This is a genomic window from Larkinella arboricola, from assembly GCF_003259745.1.
GTDB classification, from domain to species: domain Bacteria; phylum Bacteroidota; class Bacteroidia; order Cytophagales; family Spirosomataceae; genus Larkinella; species Larkinella arboricola.
This window is the reverse complement of record NZ_QLMC01000001.1, coordinates 783479-802572: the sequence shown is the minus strand read 5'-3', so window position 1 is coordinate 802572 and position 19094 is coordinate 783479. Positions and strand designations below refer to the sequence as shown.

The 19094-nt window shown below is 52.3% G+C and carries 18 protein-coding genes; 8 read left to right on the top strand and 10 right to left on the bottom strand.

Translation table 11 applies throughout. The features are described 5' to 3' along the window. Nucleotides 1-173: 173 nt before the first annotated feature. From LX87_RS03275 to LX87_RS03265, 3 genes are read left to right on the top strand one after another with little or no spacing between them, the layout of a single operon-like run. Nucleotides 174-1208: an efflux RND transporter periplasmic adaptor subunit gene (locus tag LX87_RS03275; RefSeq protein WP_111627465.1), complete on the top strand. Its 1035-nt coding sequence runs from the start codon at nt 174-176 to the stop codon at nt 1206-1208. Nucleotides 1209-1216: 8 nt separating this feature from the next. Continuing rightward, nucleotides 1217-4324, top strand: a complete 3108-nt coding sequence (locus LX87_RS03270; protein WP_111626725.1) for an efflux RND transporter permease subunit — start codon at nt 1217-1219, stop codon at nt 4322-4324. Further along, nucleotides 4314-5663: a TolC family protein gene (locus LX87_RS03265; protein ID WP_111626724.1), complete on the top strand. Its 1350-nt coding sequence runs from the start codon at nt 4314-4316 to the stop codon at nt 5661-5663. The genes LX87_RS03270 and LX87_RS03265 overlap by 11 nt, the downstream gene beginning before the upstream one ends. 11 nt (nt 5664-5674) lie before the next feature. Here LX87_RS03265 and gldD read toward each other — a convergent pair whose 3' ends face one another. The 8 genes from gldD to LX87_RS03225 all read right to left on the bottom strand — a co-directional run bounded on the left by gldD (nt 5675) and on the right by LX87_RS03225 (nt 12332). Next, nucleotides 5675-6256, bottom strand: a complete 582-nt coding sequence (gene gldD, locus LX87_RS03260; RefSeq protein ID WP_111626723.1) for a gliding motility lipoprotein GldD — start codon at nt 6254-6256, stop codon at nt 5675-5677. 106 nt (nt 6257-6362) lie between these two features. Beyond that, entirely contained in the window at nt 6363-6653 is a 291-nt protein-coding gene (locus LX87_RS03255) for a hypothetical protein (protein ID WP_111626722.1), read from the bottom strand. A 101-nt stretch (nt 6654-6754) separates the two neighbouring features. Then, nucleotides 6755-7534 carry a TIGR00266 family protein gene (locus tag LX87_RS03250; RefSeq protein WP_111626721.1) on the bottom strand — a complete coding sequence of 260 codons (780 nt, stop codon included), beginning with the start codon at nt 7532-7534 and terminating at the stop codon, nt 6755-6757. Between the two features lie 27 nt (nt 7535-7561). Further along, nucleotides 7562-7831, bottom strand: coding sequence for a hypothetical protein (locus LX87_RS03245; RefSeq protein WP_111626720.1), 270 nt, complete (start codon nt 7829-7831; stop codon nt 7562-7564). Nucleotides 7832-7918: 87 nt separating this feature from the next. Then, on the bottom strand, nt 7919-9454 hold the full coding sequence (gene gltX / locus LX87_RS03240; RefSeq protein WP_111626719.1) for a glutamate--tRNA ligase: 1536 nt from the start codon (nt 9452-9454) through the stop codon (nt 7919-7921). A 97-nt stretch (nt 9455-9551) separates the two neighbouring features. Further along, nucleotides 9552-9923 carry a RidA family protein gene (locus tag LX87_RS03235; RefSeq protein ID WP_111626718.1) on the bottom strand — a complete coding sequence of 124 codons (372 nt, stop codon included), beginning with the start codon at nt 9921-9923 and terminating at the stop codon, nt 9552-9554. Nucleotides 9924-10150: 227 nt separating this feature from the next. Further along, entirely contained in the window at nt 10151-11566 is a 1416-nt protein-coding gene (locus LX87_RS03230) for a DUF4270 family protein (protein ID WP_170139296.1), read from the bottom strand. Next, nucleotides 11523-12332, bottom strand: coding sequence for a glycogen/starch synthase (locus LX87_RS03225; protein WP_111626716.1), 810 nt, complete (start codon nt 12330-12332; stop codon nt 11523-11525). The genes LX87_RS03230 and LX87_RS03225 overlap by 44 nt, the downstream gene beginning before the upstream one ends. Nucleotides 12333-12532: 200 nt before the next feature. On the opposite strand from LX87_RS03225, the gene panC reads away from it, so the two are divergent. From panC to LX87_RS03200, 5 genes are all read left to right on the top strand, one after another. Continuing rightward, nucleotides 12533-13375: a pantoate--beta-alanine ligase gene (gene panC / locus LX87_RS03220; RefSeq protein WP_111626715.1), complete on the top strand. Its 843-nt coding sequence runs from the start codon at nt 12533-12535 to the stop codon at nt 13373-13375. Nucleotides 13376-13489: 114 nt separating this feature from the next. Beyond that, complete coding sequence (gene panD / locus LX87_RS03215; RefSeq protein ID WP_111626714.1) at nt 13490-13837, top strand: aspartate 1-decarboxylase; 348 nt, start codon at nt 13490-13492, stop codon at nt 13835-13837. A 173-nt stretch (nt 13838-14010) separates the two neighbouring features. Further along, on the top strand, nt 14011-15054 hold the full coding sequence (locus LX87_RS03210) for a lysylphosphatidylglycerol synthase transmembrane domain-containing protein (protein WP_111626713.1): 1044 nt from the start codon (nt 14011-14013) through the stop codon (nt 15052-15054). A 72-nt stretch (nt 15055-15126) separates the two neighbouring features. Then, complete coding sequence (gene rfaE2 / locus LX87_RS03205) at nt 15127-15615, top strand: D-glycero-beta-D-manno-heptose 1-phosphate adenylyltransferase (protein WP_111626712.1); 489 nt, start codon at nt 15127-15129, stop codon at nt 15613-15615. A 144-nt stretch (nt 15616-15759) separates the two neighbouring features. Then, nucleotides 15760-16446 carry a zinc metallopeptidase gene (locus LX87_RS03200; protein WP_211325267.1) on the top strand — a complete coding sequence of 229 codons (687 nt, stop codon included), beginning with the start codon at nt 15760-15762 and terminating at the stop codon, nt 16444-16446. A gap of 300 nt (nt 16447-16746) precedes the next feature. Here the strand turns inward: LX87_RS03200 and LX87_RS03195 are convergent, their stop codons facing one another. Both LX87_RS03195 and LX87_RS03190 read right to left on the bottom strand, forming a co-directional pair. Next, entirely contained in the window at nt 16747-18414 is a 1668-nt protein-coding gene (locus LX87_RS03195; protein WP_111626711.1) for an amino acid permease, read from the bottom strand. Between the two features lie 11 nt (nt 18415-18425). Next, nucleotides 18426-18860, bottom strand: a complete 435-nt coding sequence (locus LX87_RS03190) for a lysozyme inhibitor LprI family protein (protein WP_170139295.1) — start codon at nt 18858-18860, stop codon at nt 18426-18428. Nucleotides 18861-19094 lie beyond the last annotated feature (234 nt).

The window sequence follows — 19094 nt, the reverse complement described above, 5'->3', positions numbered from 1 at the left end:
CTTTTTACAGCATCGATAGCCTTCCGGAAAAAGCGGTTTTTCGGGTCAGGCCACCGCTTTTTCCGGACGTCAAAAAAGTCGCCGGCTTCCTGCATTTTTTAAGATAGATGAAAAGAAAGGCCCTTCGAACCGCCGAATTTTGCAGTGTCATTCTAATCATCACCAACCACACAATGAGACGCAACAAACTCTATCTCTTCCTGACAGCCAGCCTGTTTCTGGGCGGTTGCCAGCCGAAAACTACCCCAACGGACGCGCCCGAAACAGCTATTCCGGTGGTTACGGCGCAGATAAGCAAGATCAATTCCAACCGCGACATTTCCATTAGCGGTAATATTGAAGGCAGCAAAACCGTTCGGCTGGGTTTTATGGTAGCGGGCAAGATTAATTTCATTGCCGCCGACGAAGGTCAGTTTGTTCGCAAAGGTCAACTGCTGGCCAGCCTCGACCCCACCAACTACGGTATTGCCAAGGAAATGGCCGATGTGCAGGTGAATCAGGTTACCGACGAATTTAACCGTCTGAAACTCATGCGCGACCGCAACAGCCTCAGCGAAAGCGATTTTGCCAAAGTCAACTTCGGACTGCAACAGGCCAAAGCGCAGCAGAAACTACAGGCTAAGAACCTTTCTGACACCAAATTATACGCGCCCATTGGTGGTGTTATGCTGAAAAAGCTGGCCGAAGTGGGCGAGATCACGGGCGTTGGTACCCCGCTGTTTGTCATTTCGGACATCAATACCGTGAATGTCAACGCCTTTATTCCTGAAAGTGAACTGCACAACATCAAGCTGGGCCAATTGGCTACGGTGCTGGTCTCTTCCCTTAACGAGACATTTACGGGGAAAGTCACCGAAGTGGGTTCGGCGGCTGATGCCAGTTCGCGCGCCTTTACCGTCAAAATTCAGTTGAAAAACCCCAAACAGCTCATCCGCCCCGGCATGATCGCCGAAGTGAAGCTGGCGTCCAACCAGAAAGCCGAGATGCTGGCGCTCCCCGCCGAAGCCGTTCTGCACGATCTGGACAATCAGAGCTACGTTTTTGTGGTCGATTCGGGCCAGCAGAAAGCCTTCAAACGCAAAATCAGCGTCGGGCAACTCATTAACAATCAGATCGAAATTACGTCGGGCCTCAACGCCAACGAGGTCGTAGTGACCGGCGGTCAGCAAAAACTCAGCGACGGCGCTCTGATTTCACTCACTAAATAACCACAGCGATGAATTTTGTTCAGGCATCTTTAAAATACAAACAGGTCACCCTGTCGGTGTTGCTGCTGCTCTTCGCGGTGGGCGTCCACTCGTTGCTGACCATGCCGCGCCGGGAAGATCCGAAAATTACGGTTCGTCAGGGGCTGGTGCTGGCCTACTACCCCGGTGCGAATTCGGCCCAGGTGGAAGATCAGGTCACGAAAAAACTGGAACAATACCTGTTTCAGTTCGAGGAAGTACGGAAAGACAAAACCTACTCGACCACACAGGACGGTATGGTAGTCGTCAACGTCGAACTGGGCGAAAACGTCAAAAACCCGGATGTATTCTGGAGCAAATTGCGCCACCAGTTGCTGGTGGTCAAAACGCTGGATTTACCGCAGGGCGTCCGTGGACCGATTGTCAACTCCGACTTTGGTGATACGGAAGCACTCGTCATTGGCATCGAAAGCGATGAGGCCAGTTACGCGCAATTGAAAGACTACACCCAAAAGCTGGAAGACAACCTGCGAACCATCAAGGCGGTTTCGAAAATCAAGCGCGTCGGGGAGCAGAAGGAACAGATTACGGTTTCGTCCAACTCCGAAAAACTGTCGCAGTACGGCGTTAACCTTCAGCAGGTCGTAAAGCTCCTGCAATCGCAGAACACGATTGGCGCGACCGGGGATCTGAAAACCGAAAACAGTAAAACGCCCCTGTACACGAGCGGCTATTACAATACCGAAAAAGAAATTGCGAACCAGATTGTCGGGGCGTCGAAATCGGGTGCGATTGTGCGGCTGGGCGATGTCGCCACCGTCCGCCGGGAGTATGCCGAGCCGACGAGCAAAATCAGCGTCAACGGGCACAAGGCCATGATGCTGACCGTCCAGATGCACGAAGGCAATAACATTGTGCAGTTCGGGGAGGAAGTAAACCAGAAGATTGCGGAGGTAGCCAACTTATTACCGGCCAACGTCAAACTGAGCACAATTGTGAACCAGCCGCAGATGGTCGACGCCAACGTGTCGCACTTCATCGGGGAGTTTTTCCTGGCCATATTCTCGGTAGTCATTGTCGTCATTCTGCTGTTACCGTTCCGGATTGCCGCCGTGGCCGCGATGGCGATTCCGATGACGGTGGCCGTCACGTTTGCCCTGATGCACGCGTTTAGCATCGAACTCCACCAGGTTTCGCTGGCGGCCCTGATTGTGGTGCTGGGCATGGTGGTGGACGACGCCATTGTGATTGCCGATAATTACGTCGAACTGCTCGATGAAGGAATGGACCGCTGGACGGCGGCCTGGCGCAGCGCAAGTGACCTGGTGATTCCGGTGCTGGCCGCTACGGTGACCATCATTGCCTCCTTCATGCCAATGGTGCTGCTGACCGGCGCGGTCGGCGAATTCATCAACGCCCTGCCGTGGACGGTAGCGATTGCCCTGGCGGCTTCGTTCATCGTCGCGATGGTGCTGACCCCGTTGCTGTGTTACACATTCATCAAAAAAGGTTTGCACGATCCGAGTGCCGAAGCCAATCCCAAAAAGAAATTTTCGCTGCTCGACCGGATGCAGAACGGTTATAACACAGCCCTGGAATGGTCGGTTAAACACCCGGTCCCGATTGTGGGCGTCAGCCTGATTACCATTGTGCTGGCGGGCCTGCTGTATTTCGGCGGAGTGCGTCAGAAGTTTTTCCCGGCCGCCGAGCGGAACCAGTTTGTCGTTGAACTCTGGATGCCCACGGGTACCAAGCTGGAAAAAACCGAAAAAGCCATTCAGAAGGTGGAAAGCCTGATTCGGAACGATGAGCGGGTGACGTCGTTTGCCACGTTTGTCGGCACCAGCGCCCCCCGGTTTTACTACAACTTTTCGCCGGAAGTGCCCGTCAGCAATTACGCCCAGATTCTGGTAAACACCACCACGGAGCAAACGACCGAAGCCTTGTCAGAAGAACTGGCGCATCAGGTAGCGCAACTGATTCCCGAAGGAATGCCGCAGGTGAAACTGATGCAGCAGGGCCAGCCCCTGAAAGCGCCCGTCGAAGTCCGGATTGTGGGCGAGGATCTTAACCGCCTAAAACAGATCGGTCAGCAAGTGCAGGATATTGTCAAAAAAGCGCCCGGCAGTGCGCTGGTTCGCAACGATTTCCGGGAAGACTACTACGGCATCAGCATTCAGCTGAAAGACGAAGCCAACCGCCTGGGATTCACCACGTCCAGCATTGCCCAAATGGTGTATACCGGGTTTAGCGGAGCGCCGGTTACGACGCTGTATGAAGGCAATAACGGTATTGATATTGTCCTGCGCCTGAACGAGCAAAACCGCCAGACCACCAACGATTTACAGAATACCTATCTCGAATCGCCGGTTACCCAGGCCCGCGTGCCGCTGCGTCAGATTGCCGCTATTCAACCCGAATGGCAAACCGGCAAGATCATGCACCGCAACGGGGTTCGGACGCTGACCGTGCAGAGCGAAACCCGCCACGGCGTACTGGCCGCTGAATTGCTAAAAGAAATTCAGCCCGACATTGCCAAGATTCAACTTCCGGCGGGATACCGCATCGAGTACGGCGGAGAATACGCCAATAAGCAGGAAACCTTCAGCCAGATGATTACGGTCCTCGTCATTAGCCTGGTGCTGATTTTCTTTATCCTGCTGTTCCAGTTCCGCAACCTGAAAGAAGCCACGATTGTCATGCTCACCATTCCGCTGAGTTTATTCGGTGCTCTGTTCGGGCTGTACATCACGGGCAACAACTTCGGATTTACGGCTTTTGTCGGTCTGATTAGCCTGTCGGGGATTGTCGTCCGGAACGCCATTATTCTCGTCGATCATACCAACGAGCTGTTGCGGCACGGTATGGACATCCGGACGGCGGCCATCGAATCAGGCAAGCGCCGTCTGCGTCCCATCTTCCTGACCGCCATGGCAGCCGCGATTGGGGTACTTCCCATGATTCTGTCCGGTTCGCCGATGTGGAGTCCGCTGGCCAGTGTGATTGCCGTCGGGGTGGTCTGGTCCATGATTATGGCGCTCCTCACCGTACCGGTTTTGTACATCGCCTGGGTAAAGCCGAGTGATAAAAAAGATAATCAAGTCGTAGCGAGTCAACCCGCACACCATGAAATCTAACAGCCTTAAAAATAATATCGCCATCCTTCTGCTGGTGATGGCGACAACGCTGGCCCACGCGCAGCAGTCCGAACCGTTGAGTTTGCAAAAAGCCGTCGACCTAGCCTTGCAGAACAACCGTTCGCTGACCATTAAAAAATTGCAGGTAGCCGAAAAACGGGCCAAAGTCCGGGAGGACGAAACCCGGAAATACCCGTCTGTAACGGTTAATTCGACGTACCAGTATAACGTCAATCTGGGGCAACTGGTCATTCCGCAAGGGTCGTTTGGCGCACTTCCGGTGAATCAGACGACCGTGGTTCCGCTGCCGAACGAAGCGAAAACGTTCAATCTGGGACAACATAACACGTTCAACGCGGGGGCTACGGCCTACCAACCGCTGACCCAGTTGGGGAAAATCAAAACCGGTCTCGCCATCGACCAGACCGACGTGCAGATTTCGGAGCAGGAACAGGTGAAAGTGGCCCTCCAGATCCGGCAGGGTGTCGAGCGGTTGTATTACGGTATGCTGATTACGCAGAAGCAGAAAGAGGAAGCCACCGCGAAGCTCGAACTGGCCAAACTCAAACTGTATGATGTGGAAAGCGCCCTGCTGTCGGGCAAAACCATCGACGCCAGCAAGGCCGGATTGCAGGCCAGCATTGCCGACGAAGAGCAGAATCTCTTGAAGCTGAACATCCAGATTGAGGACTATACGGCGGATTTGAAACACCTGACGGGTTTAACGGCGGATCAGGTTACGTTGGAGGGCGTTGATCTGACGACCCTCCCCACGGCCAATCCGGAAGAAGCCAAAGCCACGGCCAGCAAAAATAACGTCGATCTGAAACTGGCCACGCTGGGCCGCGACAAAGCCGAACTGGCTATCAAAGCCGCTCAGCAAAGCTACCGCCCCGATGTGGGTCTGGTGGCCGGTTATACGTATCAGGTCGGTAATTTGCTGTTCCCGACGCACAATCCGTTTGCCGGTGTCAATTTCAAATGGAACATTCAGGATTTATTTGCCAATAAGCAGGTGCTCAACCAACGTAATTTCTTACGGCAGCAGGCGCAGGAAAACATTGCCAACACGCAGGAGCAGGTCAACAACGACATCGAAAAAGCGTACCGCAAAATCAATCAGGCAACGGCTTTGATCAACGTCGCGCAACGGGCCGTTCAATACCGTACGGAAGAACTGAAAGTTCAGAATGACCGCAAAGCCGCCGGGCTTAACCTCCAGGCCGACATCCTGACCACGCAGTCGCAATTGGCGAAAGCGCAGGCTGATTTATTGGCCGCCCAGTTGAATTACCGGCTGGCGCAGTCGGAGCTGAAAATCCTGACGGGCGAACGCTAACCCCGTCGGCACTACTTCCAGCGCAGCGTTTTAAGCAGGTGTAGCACGTCTTTGCGAACGTAATCAATCACCGGGGCCAGTGAATCGTTGCGGGTGGCGGTGTTGAAATACAGGGCTCCCCGCAGAAAGTGGGTGGTCGTATCCGTCGTAAAAAACTGCAACTGGCTGGGCACTTCACCCGTAATCGACAGCACGTCGGCTTTCAGGCCGGAGGGCAACTGAATCACTTCCTCCTTGAATGCGTACGCTTTTTCGTTGTGCATGGCGGCCAGTTTGTAGGAGTCGGCAATCATCCCCGCCAGCCGTTTTTCGCTGTTCTGGACGGAATGATACGTCAACTGAACACTGGCTTTGAATTCGGGATAATGAACAAAAATCCAGTGCGGCTGCGCTCCACGGAATGTATCCGGTAAAATCCGGGCCTCTCTGGAATATTCAAACGTATACGGATGCGCTTCCGTCAACGGCTGATACCGATGCGGAGGCAGGTCGATGCGGTTGTAGCCTTTGGGTTTCGGGACATAGTTATCCGCATTGCGACCTCCGCAGGCAGCCAGCAAAACCGCAGACAAGACGAAAAGGAATTTTGTCACAGATTGATGAGAAGTTACACAAGAAGGTAAACGAAAAAGCCCGGCGATTTCGTGCCGGGCGATTCAATTCCTGCTCGGTTTTAAAAACCGTACCCATTAACAGACTTTACGAATTGATCATTTCCAGTTCTTCCTGCCGGACGGGCTGCCCCAGCAACGTCCGAAACCGGTTGATGTTGAACGTGGGTTCAAACCAGACTTCGCCCAGAACTGGATGCTTCACCGGCACGTCGGGATTCTGGATTTCGCCCAGCAGTACGCCCGTTTCGCCGTTGGTATGGCGTTTCACCATCCTGACTGTATACATCTGGTCGGCCTTGGGTGTTTTAACGCCAAATTCGGCATAGAAAGCCAGGACTGGCGCCGGAAAGTTGTCGTTTACGCAAATGATTTCCATAACTATTGCTTACTGTCTTGAACTGGAACTCAGGAAGATCAAAGAATTTCTAAAAGAACGGTACAATTCTTTAATCCTTCTGAATCTCAGTCCAGAACGATTTAATCCTCAAATAAATTCCCAAGGCCGCCCAGCACGGAGCCGCCTTCCTTACGGGCCTGTCCGCCACCCGCCGACAAACGATCCACCAGTTTGGAAATCGGCATCGACTGAATCCAGACTTTGCCGGTTCCGCGCAAGGTGGCCAGAAACATACCTTCACCCCCGAAAACCATGGATTTCAATCCACCTGACCGTTGAATATCGAAGCTAATCGACGGTTCAAAACCGACGACGCAACCCGTATCGACCCGCAGCATTTCGTTGTTTAGCTGGCGCTCCATCACCACGCCCCCGGCGTGAATAAAGGCCATACCGTCGCCCTGAATTTTCTGGAGAATGAAACCCTCACCCCCGAACAAACCGGTGCCAATCCGCTGGTTGAAGTGGATGGCCATTTGCGTACCCAGAGCAGCACACAGGAATGCGTCTTTCTGCACGATGAGTTGATTACCGTAAATCTTGGCTAGGTCGATGGGCATGACCGTTCCGGGATAGGGAGCCGCAAAGGCTACTTTCCGTTTGCCATATCCCCGGTTGGTAAAATGCGTCATGAACAGCGACTCCCCGGTCAGCAACCGCGAACCGGCCTGAAACAGCTTGCCCATGAACCCCTGGTTCGGTTGGGAGCCATCGCCCATTTTGGTTTCAAACTGAATGCCGTCTTCCATGAACAACATGGCACCGGCCTCGGCAATAACGGTTTCATTCGGGTCCAGTTCAATCTCAACAACCTGAATGTCTTCGCCAATAATTTTGTAATCAATCTCGTGTGAACGCATGAAGTTAGGTGAGTTTGGGCTTAAAGGTTAGCGATCAAAATCTTTGTCAGCATTGTCTTCCTCATCGGTATACTCTTCGTCATCGTCCTCATACGACTCCCCCTCTTTCAGATCTTTCCGATTCCGAAGCTTTTTATCATCCACGGTTTTATTCAGAAACGCATTGATTTTGTCAATGTCATAACTGGTCGTGATCTCACCGAACGTGTTGATTTTAATATCAAACCCTTCCAGTTCTTTATGAACCCGCGGTTTATCGTTCGACTGCTCTTCCGGTTTTGCGCCTTTCTTTGCCATTTCCTTTTTCAGTTATGAGTGAAGAATTAAGAGTGATGAGTTGCTCCGCTCGATTAACAATAAAAGTGGCAGGGCAACTCATCATTCTTAACTCATAATTCTTAACTCTGTTAATGCTTTTTGTAGCCGGTCAATTGTAGCCTGTTTTCCAATGATTTCCAGAGTAATCATCAGATCCGGACCCGCGCCGACGCCGGTAATCGCCAGCCGAAGCGCCTGCATGATTTTACCCTGCTTGATGCCAATGGCGGTTAGTGCATCCGCCAGCGTTGTTTTGGCGGCTTCAGCCGTCAGGGGCTCCTCTACCGAAGTTAATGCATCTTTAAATGCGGTCAAAGCCCGAACCGCGTCGTCGTTCCATTTGGATGAGGCAACGGCCTGATCATAGCTTTGCGGCTCCCGGAAAAAGATGGCCGACTCGGCATAAATCTCGCCCGCGAAGTTGACGCGCTCTTTGAGCAAACCGGCAATTTTGGCGGCTTTTTCGAGCGAACAATCAAAACCGTCGGTAGTAGCCTGAGCGGCAATCGTTTCGGCCAGTTGCTCGTTGGGTTGCTGCCGCAGGTATTCGTGGTTGAACCACTTCGCTTTCTGAATATCGAACCGGGCACCGGCTTTATGGATTTGCTCCAGACTAAACGCCTGAATCAGCTCGTCCATCGTAAACATTTCCTGCTCCGTGCCGGGGTTCCAGCCCAGAAAGGCCAGAAAATTGACCAGTGCTTCGGGTAAATAACCGTCTTCGCGGAATCCCCGGGCCACCGCGCCGGTAAACGGATCGGTCCATTGGAGCGGGAAAACCGGAAAACCGCCCAGATCGGCGTCACGCTTGCTGAGCTTGCCGTTGCCATCCGGTTTCAGCAGCAGCGGCAGGTGCGCAAACTGCGGCATGGTGCTTTCCCAGCCCAAAAACCGGTACAACAACACGTGCAACGGAGCCGACGGCAGCCATTCTTCCCCGCGAATGACATGCGTAATGCCCATCATATGGTCGTCAACGATGTTCGCCAGGTGGTAGGTCGGCATCCCGTCCGACTTCAGCAGCACTTTATCATCAATCTGCGAGGAATGAACCACAACCCAGCCCCGAATCAGGTCGTTCAGCCGAATGTCTTCTTTGCGCGGTACTTTCAAACGAATCACGTACGGTGCTCCCGACTCGATCAAGGCCATCACCTCCTCGGGTTGCAGCGTCAGCGAGTTTTTCATCTGAAGCCGGGTAATGGAATTGTACTGCGCCGACGGAGCATTGGCCTCTTCCATCCGCTTCCGCATGGCGTCCAGTTCTTCCGCCGTATCAAACGCGTAATAGGCTTTGCCTTCCGCCACCAGCCGTTCAGCGTGTTCGCGGTAGATTGCCTTACGCTCCGACTGCCGGTAGGGCGCGTGCGGACCACCCGCTGTTAGCCCTTCATCAATTTCAATCCCGACCCACTTTAAAGACTCAACAATGTAATCTTCGGCACCCGGCACAAACCGATTCTGGTCGGTATCCTCGATGCGAAGCAGCATTTTCCCGCCGTGCTTACGGGCAAACAGGTAATTATAAAGAGCCGTCCGCACCCCACCAATGTGCAGTGGACCGGTCGGACTGGGCGCAAAACGAACGCGTATTTCGGACATAAAAAGAAAGGAAGAAAGAACGAAGGCGAAGAAAGGACGAAAGGAGGATAATGGTTTTACACCGCTCCTCCCCTCGCCCTTTTTCCACTTCTTCTATTTAAACGACTGCAATTACGGATATTTCGACATTTACATCTTTCGGCAAACGTGCCACCTCGACGGTTTCGCGGGCGGGCGGATCGGGGGTGAAAAAGCTGCCGTACACCTCGTTAATAGCGCCGAAATTATTCAGGTCTTTTACAAAAATGGTCGCTTTTACCACATTCTCAAAGGAAAGTTCGGCGGCCTTTAGAATAGCACCGAGGTTTTCCATCACCTTGCGGGTTTCGGCCTGAATATCGCCGGATGAAGCTACGTCGAGCGCAATCTGTCCGGACACGTACAACGTTCCGTTTACCATAACGGCTTGGTTATAAGGCCCGATGGGGGCTGGAGCGTCGGGAGTAAATATGATTTTTTTCGTTGGCATACGGAATTCTTATTTTCTGCTAAATCGTGCTGCAAGTTAGCAATCAATTCTATCGGATGGTAACTAAAAAGGCTCTCCAACTGGCCAAAACCCGGCAGGTCTGAATTTTTAGAGCCGTCCTGCGTCATCCTGGCGTTACCGACCGGGCCAGCCAGCGTTTTGGCCGGACGGAGCAGAAACAAAAAAGCCAGCCCCGATAGGAACTGGCCTGCTGTTTTCACTTATGATTACTGCGTGTACGTATAGAACACAACCAGTTTGGCCGTAACCGGACCGCCCAGCACTGCCCCATTTAGCTGATTGTAAGTATAAGGCTGAACCTGATAGATAAGCGCTCCGGTCGTTTGGGACTGCGGAACCAGGTCCGCTGCTGACGTCGGAAACAGTACCAGCGCGTTATTAGGCTGGAAACCGACCAAAGTAGCCTGCACATGGGTCGTAACGTCGAACGCATACGTTTTCTGGCGGCTGCTATAGCCCACCACCTGCGGATAATACCACTTATTGCTCGTTTGAAAGGTTCCTTCTTTCCTCTGTAACAGGTGGAACAGCTGACTTCCGGTGCTGGCTTCATTCGTACGCAAAATCCGGTTGTTGTTATCGGTCTGCGCCAGCGTCATGATCGATGGCACGGGTCCACCGGGGCTGCTTCCTTTCACGAAAAATTGCAACTCAGCCCGGTTAATGGCAACCCGGCCCGTTTCCTTTTTCAAATTTTCGAGAGTCGGAAACTGCACCTTTGTCGTTAAACCGGTTGCAATCTGGACAAATACTTCTCCGCCGGTTGCCGAGCTCGGCAACGGTTTGGTAACGCTCAGACCCGCCAGCTTGGTTGCCGACCGATCCACCTTGAGCTGGCTGAACAATTGCCGGGCCGTAGTCGTATAGAAGGCTTTCCCAGTCGATACCGTATCACCCGATTTATGATAATACAATTCAAAACGAATGTCTTGCGGAGCAAATCCAAAAACCGTTGTATTGTTCGCACCAGGAACCAGAGCAACCCCTTTAAAGAATTGCTGAAAAGCAACCTGGGTAAAACCCGCCCCTTTTGACTTTTCCAGGATTTCGCGGCCCAGAACATCCGACAAACGAGCGGTTTTGGCTTCTCCGCCAGCCGTTGGCTTAATAGTGAGCTTGCCTAAAGGCTGAGCTGCATAAGCCGCTGACTCTGATGCCGTGTATTGCCGGGTCGTATCGAGGTCTTCCGTAATCTGGTGGAAAAAAAGCTCCTGCGATTTGGTCGTATCACCATACAGATACGAATAGGCTACCCAGGCCCGCAGGGAGTCGTATACCATTTCACCCTCGGTTTTGAAAACACCGTCGGTTACGGGCGCTTGCAGCTGCCCGAAGGTTTTGGCGGTTACCTTACCAAAAATCGGATCATTGTATTGCCCGGCTAATTGCCGTGAATTCCGGCCGGTCACCACCGAATCAAGTTGAACCGTGGAAGTCTGAACCGTCAGTGTATCCGTATACAAAACACCGATGGCCGTAACCGGCGGCAAACCGATGTCCTTCGGCTCTTCGCAGGCCACCAGGCCAACAACCAGCGAAACCAGACCCGCCAGGATGCTCAGGCGAACCGGGTGCTGATTAACCCGCCAGGTCCGTGTAAAGGTTGTAATATTGGTCTGCAACTTCCTCACCTTCTTCGGTAAGTTCAACTTTCTTGTTGGACAAATCATTGAGAATACTATTTAAACTCTCGCTATAATCTTCATTGGCCTTGACCACCACATCGGCGTAGGTGCAACCCATCCGGATAAAACCGTCGTAGTCAGCCGATTTCAGATATTGTAACATATCTTCGTCCACGTCCAACGCTTTGGCTTTCTCGACCAGGCCATCGTCGAAACGGTAAGAAAATGAATTGTTGTAGACCGAAAAGACCGACTTGGTGTCTTTAAACATCGGGTCGTTTTTGTAGGTCGTTTTCAGATAGAGCGGAATCAACGCCGTCATCCAGTCGTTACAATGGACAATATCGGGCGACCAGCCCAGTTTTTTAACGGTTTCCAACACGCCTTTGCAGAAGAAAATCGTCCGCTCATCATTGTCTTCGTAGAACCGGTCGTCCTTGTCAAGAAAAACGTGTTTACGCTGAAAATAGTCTTCGTTGTCAATAAAATACACCTGAAGCTTAGCGTTGGGGATTGATGCCACCTTGATAATCAGTGGTTTTTCTTCGTCGCCCACCGTAATGTTGATTCCCGATAACCGAACCACTTCGTGCAGCCGGTTTTTGCGCTCATTAATCAGCCCGAAACGTGGCACCAGAATACGAATTTCCATGCCCCGCTCCTGCATCGCCTGCGGAAGTTTCCGAACGAAATCGGCAACAGCAGAGGTTTGGAGGAAAGGGTTGATTTCACTGGCAACGTAGAGAATCCGAAGTTTGCTCATAACACGATTGGGGGGCTTTAGTGAAATACACCGCCGTAGCGGAACAAATTAAAAATCTGCAAAATTATACAATTTTTTCTGGTATTTCAATAGAATTTCGCCAGAAAAACTCCTGTTTTGTCATTATCAAACGCTCGATGGTCCGCTTCCCACCGGAATGCTGGCTCTGGGCAACTGAACAAACTCTTTGAAACGTTAGCATGCACCTTTACAAAACCATTGCCGACTTGCGTCAGGCGATTAGCTCTCAGCGCAAAAACGGCCTGTCAATTGGGCTTGTACCGACTATGGGAGCCCTGCACGCGGGCCACCTATCGCTGATCGACGCGTCTAAAACGCAAAATGACCTGACGGTTTGCAGCATCTTCGTCAACCCGACGCAATTCAACAACCCCGACGATCTGGCCCGCTACCCGCACACGCTGGAAGCCGACTGTGCGCTACTGGAAGCCGCCGGTTGTGACCTTGTTTTTGCTCCTTCCGTGGACGAAATCTACCCAACCAGCCCCGTACTAACGTTTCATTTCGGAGAACTGGAGACGGTTATGGAAGGCGCATTCCGGCCAGGTCACTTCAATGGCGTCGGCCTAGTCGTCTCCAAATTGTTCAATATTGTCCAGCCCGATCGGGCGTATTTCGGGCAGAAGGATTTGCAGCAGGTGGCGGTGGTCAAACGGCTGGTCCGGGACCTGGGCTTTCCGCTGGAACTAATCCGGATGCCGATTGTGCGGGAAGAAGACGGTCTGGCGATGTCGTCACGAAACCGCAATCTGACACCCGACGAACGCCAGCAAGCCCTGGAATTGTACCGGGCGCTGAGCAAGGCACAGGAAGTGCTGCAAACCGGGGGCACCATCGAAGCGGCCAAAATCGCCATCAATGAGCATTTTCGGGCGCATCCCGCTTTCCGGCTCGAATACTTCGAAATTGCCAATGCCGATACATTGCAACCCGTTGACCAGCTTCAGGCACCCGGAACAACGGCCTTGTGCATTGCCGCGCACCTCGGAAAAACCCGGCTGATCGATAACCTCATTCTCTGACAGCCGCTTGGCTGAACTAAGTCGGTTTGTGGGCTGTTTTTGCGGTGACTGCAACGTGTGGTCTGTTTTTCACTATTTTTGATGGCCCGTTTGAACCGGGCAGTCAATACAACTATGTTTATTACTGTGATGAAATCCAAGATCCACCGGGTCCGGGTGACGCAGGCCGAACTGAATTACGTCGGCAGCATCACCATCGACGAGGACCTGATGGATGCGGCTGGCCTGATCGAAAACGAGCAGGTGCATATTGTAAACAACAACAACGGTGAGCGCCTGATTACCTACGTAATCAAGGGGGAACGCGGCTCGGGCATCATCTGTCTGAACGGGGCGGCTGCCCGTCGCGCGCAGGTTGGCGACATCATTATCATCATTTCCTACGGGATGATGACGACCGAAGAAGCCAAAGCCTACAAGCCACAGGTTGTTTTTCCGGACGGCAATAACCGGCTCGTCTGATTAATTCTGGAATGATTTTTATGGTAATGAATAAAGCTGGTCGAAATGATTACAAAGTGGTTAAATGGTTCGTCAGAACCGGAAGGGCCAATTAGCACCCTCGTTCCCCGATTTAACCAGCCGGCCATTCAGCTTTTTAACTCATCAATAACCATTTTAAACCAGCCTGAATTTTGAAAAACATTCTGAAGTACGGCATTTCGCTTGGTCTTGCGGGCGGGTTGCTCTGGTATGTCTTTAAAGACATCGATCGGGCGGCAATGCTGGAGGCATTCGGCAAAGCCGATTATAGCTGGATTGTTGTATCGGGTTTACTTACCATTGTCGCTCACTGGAGCCGGGCCTACCGCTGGGGGTTGCTGATGGAACCCGTCGTAGGGCGCCGACCTTCGCCGTTCAACACCACTGTATCGGTTTTAACGGGTTATTTTGCCAACCTGGTGGTGCCCCGCATGGGCGAGGTAACCCGCTGCGGTACGCTCAACCGCCTGGAAGGCGTACCCGTCAATGTAAGTTTCGGAACGGTCGTGGCCGAGCGGATTGTCGACGTACTGATGCTGTTGTTGTTACTGGGTGCAACCTTCCTGATCGAATTCAGCCGGTTAAGCACTTTTCTGACGGATTTTTTCTCGTCAAAACTCAATATGACGGGTTTGCGGGATAACTCCTGGCTGCTGGTCATGGCGGGGGGCTGTCTGCTCGGGTTTGCCATCATGGTCTGGTTTTTCTACAACCGCTACAAAGAAATCCTCCGTCAGAAACCCTTCTACCAGCGGATCGAAAAGTTTATGGCGGGGCTGCTCGATGGACTGCTGAGCGTTCGTAAATTGAAGCGTCCCGGCGCTTTCGTCTTCCATACGGTTCTGATCTGGACCATGTATTACTTTATGTCGTTTGTCCTGTTTTTTGCCATGTCCCAAACGGCTGGTCTGGACTGGCGGGCCGGACTGACTATTCTGATCATGGGGTCAATCGGCATGGCGGCCCCGGTTCAGGGTGGTGCTGGTGCGTTCAACATTCTGGTCGGTGCTGCTCTGGCGCTATACGGCCTGAGCAATCAGGACGGTGCGACGCTGGCGACGCTGATGCTGTTTACGCAATGGTTCTACATCGTGGTACTGGGCGCCCTGAGTTTTCTGGTCGTGATGATCAAAGGCAAGAGCCAGCAGCCGAAAACCAGCCCAGGCACGCAGCCGGTTGTCAATGCGGAACCGTAATTTGTTAGCTGGTAAAACGGAACGACCAATCAGGTAACCCATTTGAACCCGTTCGCCCTTAAAAAACATCGCATGACCGAATCAAAAATCCTGACCCGCGAACAAGCCGTTGAACAGGCTAAAACCTGGCACGCCGAAGGCAAGCGCATTGTGTTTACCAACGGTTGTTTCGACATTCTGCACCTGGGGCACGTCGATTACCTGGAAAAAGCGCGGCAGACCGGCGACAGACTGCTGTTGGGATTAAATACTGATGCCTCCGTAAGCCGCATTAAAGGCCCGCTGCGGCCCGTTGTGAGCGAATACGCCCGCGCCCGGCTGATGGCGTCGCTGGCGTTTGTGGATGCGGTTGTGCTTTTCGACGAGCCTACGCCCCTCGAACTCATTCAGGCCGTTCAGCCGGATGTGCTGGTAAAAGGGGATGATTACGCGGTTGCCGACATTGTGGGTGCCGATTTCGTACTGCAAAACGGAGGGCGGGTGCAAACTATTCCGCTCGTGGCGGGTTATTCTACCACGGCGATCATCGGAAAAATCCGCAAGGCATACGCCGAAGGATGAACATTCTAAAATCGTGATTAGCGGTTTTAAGTATGGATGAGCAATGAACTGTTTTTTTGATAATATTTGTTTACTAAATAAACCATCCACCCAATTGTTTGACCATAACCTTAATTGTACCGGTAAACCGGTCTTCATGTAACTATGCCTGGAATCTGGATTATTTTCATCATTTTCGCCCTTCTGAGTGCTGGTGTAAGCTGGCGGTTGAGAAGTAAGTTTAACGAGTATTCACAAATCGGACTGACCAACGGTCTGAGCGGTAAGGAAATTGCCGAACGGATGCTCCACGAAAACAACATTTATGACGTTCGTGTCCTGTCGGTTGAGGGGATGTTAACGGACCATTATAACCCGCAGGACAAAACCGTTAACCTGAGTGCCGATGTTTATTACGGTCGAAGTGTAGCGGCTGCGGCTGTGGCGGCCCACGAATGCGGTCACGCCGTGCAACACGCCACGGCTTACGGTCCGCTCAAGTTCCGGTCGGCCATGGTGCCTTTCCTGACGGTTTCGTCGAGTTACCTGCAATGGATCATTCTGATCGGTATTCTGCTGATCAATACGACCATCATTCCGCTGGCTATTGGGGTGGCACTGTTTGCCGTAACGACCCTCTTTAGCTTCGTAACGCTGCCCGTCGAGTTCGATGCCAGCCGTCGGGCGCTGGCCTGGGTACAAAACCGGAATATTGTTAACCAGCGGGAGTATGGTTTCGCCAAAGACGCCCTCTGGTGGGCCGCCATGACCTACGTGGTAGCTGCGCTCGGTTCACTGGCAACCCTACTCTACTACGCCAGCCTGCTTATGGGCGGTCGCCGAAGCGACTAATTCTGTCAAAGCGTTGATAACTAAAAGCCCCGGCATAAGCTGGGGCTTTTTCATGGCACGATAGATAAACCAATCCACAAAAAAGCCTATAGGAACTCCCCATAGGCTTTTTACCTTATTGCGAGATGTAAATAGACGCTACAGTTGTGTTGAGATCCGTCTGCTGCTTTTGTCCTGATTTATCGGGATGACCAAATCCCTGATAGAGTAATAGCAAATATAAATGAATTATTTGCATATACAACTATACTTTACTGAAAACATAACCAACTGATGGAATCAGCCCATAAGATTGCGGGTTTATGCCTTGTTTTCCAGGGCCAGCTTGCTTTTCCGATAGCCGTACAGGAAGTAGATAACAAGCCCAATCAGTAGCCAGATGACAAAAATAAGCCAGTTGCTGACGCCCAGTTCGGTCATCAGGTAGAGGTTGGTCAGAATACCCAATACCGGCAGCAACGAGAAATTCTGGCGGAAGGCCAGCACCGCCATCACCGCCCAGGTGAGCCAGAAGAAAGCCAGCAACGGCTTTTCCTGAATACCACTTACAAACCCATCCGCCCGGACTACCAGCACTAAGGCAATGACCAGAGCAGCCCCGATAATGTATTTTCCGTTGACATAAGGAACTTTAAACTTCGAATGCCGGGAAAGACCTTTCGCGTCCAGGTACAAAATCCCCCCGCATACCAGGATAAAGGCGAAGAATGTACCCACACTCGTTAAGTCAATAAAGAACTGCATGTCCAGAAAAAGCGACGGTATTGCGACCAGAAAACCCGTCACAATGGTAGCAAACGAAGGCGTCCGGTACCGTGGATGAATCTGTGAGAAACGCGGCCACAGCAAACCGTCGCGGCTCATGGTCATCCAGATGCGCGGCTGCCCCAACTGATACACCAGCAATGCGCTTGTGATGGCCACAACGGCGCTGACGGAAATAACACCGGCCACAAAATTCAGATCTACTTTCTGGAACACGTAGGCCAGCGGATCGTCTACGCCCAGTTCTTTATAATTCACCATGCCCGTCAGTACCAGCGTGATCAGGACGTATAAAACCGTACAGATAATCAAACAGTAAATCATGGCCCGGGGCAAATCCCGCTGGGGATTGCGGCATTCTTCGGCGGTTGTTGAAATGGAATCGAAACCGATGAAGGCAAAAAACACCGAAGCGACCCCGCTGAGTACCCCGCTGACGCCATTAGGCGCGAATGGCGACCAGTTCTCGGGCTTGACGTAAAAAGCCCCGACGGCAATCACTAGCCCGATGACGGCCAGTTTCAGGACCACCAGAATGTTGCTGGCCGTCCGGGATTCTTTGATACCGACATACACCAGGGATGTAATCAGAATGGTAATAACCCCGGCGGGCAGATCGGCAATCAGTTTCAAACCACCGACGGTCGGAGCATCCTGAAAAGCCTGCGCCAGCTCCCGGGTGTTAGCGGGCAGACTACCGGGCGATGCGCTGGCCTGCACTGCCGCGTAGGCCCGGGCGGCCGACCCGTAGTCCGTGGCCCAGTAGGCCGGAAAATGAATGTTAAATCCGGCCAGCATCGATGTAAAGTACTCGGACCATGAAATCGCCACCACCATGTTGCTGACGGCGTATTCCAAGATAAGCGCCCAACCAATAATCCAGGCAAAAATCTCCCCAAACGACACATAGGCGTATGTGTAGGCACTTCCGCTGACGGGTACCGTTGAAGCAAACTGCGCGTAGCTAAGGGCCGTAAAAACGCAGGCAATGGCCGTGAAGACAAACAGCAGCGATACCGCCGGACCGCCGTTGACGCTGGCCCGCCCGATGGTACTGAAAATTCCGGCTCCAATGATGGCGGCAATCCCGAAGGAAGTCAAATCCCGAACGCCCAGGATTTTATTCAGGTGGGACGAATCTCCTTCGTCGGTATCGGCTACGGCTTTACCAACTGATTTTTTCCGGAATACAGAATCACTCATACGGCAGGCGACTATTGTCTAAGTTTACGTTCAGCTATTAATTCTTTTAATTCGTTAATCCGGTTCAGGGTTGCGGCTTCCCTGCAATTGGCAAGCACCATGCTCAGCATGGAACCGCCCGCATACATTTTTTCGTAAATCTTGCAGTGAGCATCGCGGTAAGCCAGCCATTGACGCTGGGCATCAACCACCATCATTTTATCGTCTTTGGGCAGCAAATCGAGCAATTGCCTGTAGAGCGCATTCAATTCCTGATCGGCTTTCTGAAACCGCATCTGGGCGCATAAATTCAGCTCGGTTTGCGTCTGGGCGCTGTCGCAGTTGGTAAAAACGTCCGGCGGATGATCGGCATTTCTCCGGTTTGGCGTTGAAACACCCGGTTGCTGCGCCCAGGCACTGATGGTCATCAGGCAGCCTACTACCATACCGATGTGTTTCGTCCTCATTGCAGTTCGTTCAATCCGTTTGAAGGATGAACGGAAGGCTAAAAATAAAAATTGTTTTCGGTTTTTTAAGCGGTTTAGCCAAAACGCCGTTACTAGCATACCGCTTAGTTGCTGATACTAACGGGTTTATTTTTCAAGCCGCCCTTTTCGTCTTCTCACGGAAAAAAGAGTCTGCCTCCCGCACAATCAACGCTCTCCTGTGTTGCAATGACAAAAAATGTTCGGTGGCTTTCG

Coding starts and splice junctions, on each gene's coding strand:
- LX87_RS03275 (WP_111627465.1), top strand. CDS start 174: ATGAGACGCAACAAACTCTATCTCTTCCTGACAGCCAGCCTGTTTCTG.
- LX87_RS03270 (WP_111626725.1), top strand. CDS start 1,217: ATGAATTTTGTTCAGGCATCTTTAAAATACAAACAGGTCACCCTGTCG.
- LX87_RS03265 (WP_111626724.1), top strand. CDS start 4,314: ATGAAATCTAACAGCCTTAAAAATAATATCGCCATCCTTCTGCTGGTG.
- LX87_RS03255 (WP_111626722.1), bottom strand. CDS start 6,653: ATGGAAATCATTTGCGTAAACGACAACTTTCCGGCGCCAGTCCTGGCT.
- LX87_RS03250 (WP_111626721.1), bottom strand. CDS start 7,534: ATGCGTTCACACGAGATTGATTACAAAATTATTGGCGAAGACATTCAG.
- LX87_RS03245 (WP_111626720.1), bottom strand. CDS start 7,831: ATGGCAAAGAAAGGCGCAAAACCGGAAGAGCAGTCGAACGATAAACCG.
- gltX (WP_111626719.1), bottom strand. CDS start 9,454: ATGTCCGAAATACGCGTTCGTTTTGCGCCCAGTCCGACCGGTCCACTG.
- LX87_RS03235 (WP_111626718.1), bottom strand. CDS start 9,923: ATGCCAACGAAAAAAATCATATTTACTCCCGACGCTCCAGCCCCCATC.
- LX87_RS03225 (WP_111626716.1), bottom strand. CDS start 12,332: ATGAGCAAACTTCGGATTCTCTACGTTGCCAGTGAAATCAACCCTTTC.
- panC (WP_111626715.1), top strand. CDS start 12,533: ATGCACCTTTACAAAACCATTGCCGACTTGCGTCAGGCGATTAGCTCT.
- panD (WP_111626714.1), top strand. CDS start 13,490: ATGTTTATTACTGTGATGAAATCCAAGATCCACCGGGTCCGGGTGACG.
- rfaE2 (WP_111626712.1), top strand. CDS start 15,127: ATGACCGAATCAAAAATCCTGACCCGCGAACAAGCCGTTGAACAGGCT.
- LX87_RS03200 (WP_211325267.1), top strand. CDS start 15,760: ATGCCTGGAATCTGGATTATTTTCATCATTTTCGCCCTTCTGAGTGCT.
- LX87_RS03195 (WP_111626711.1), bottom strand. CDS start 18,414: ATGAGTGATTCTGTATTCCGGAAAAAATCAGTTGGTAAAGCCGTAGCC.
- LX87_RS03190 (WP_170139295.1), bottom strand. CDS start 18,860: ATGAGGACGAAACACATCGGTATGGTAGTAGGCTGCCTGATGACCATC.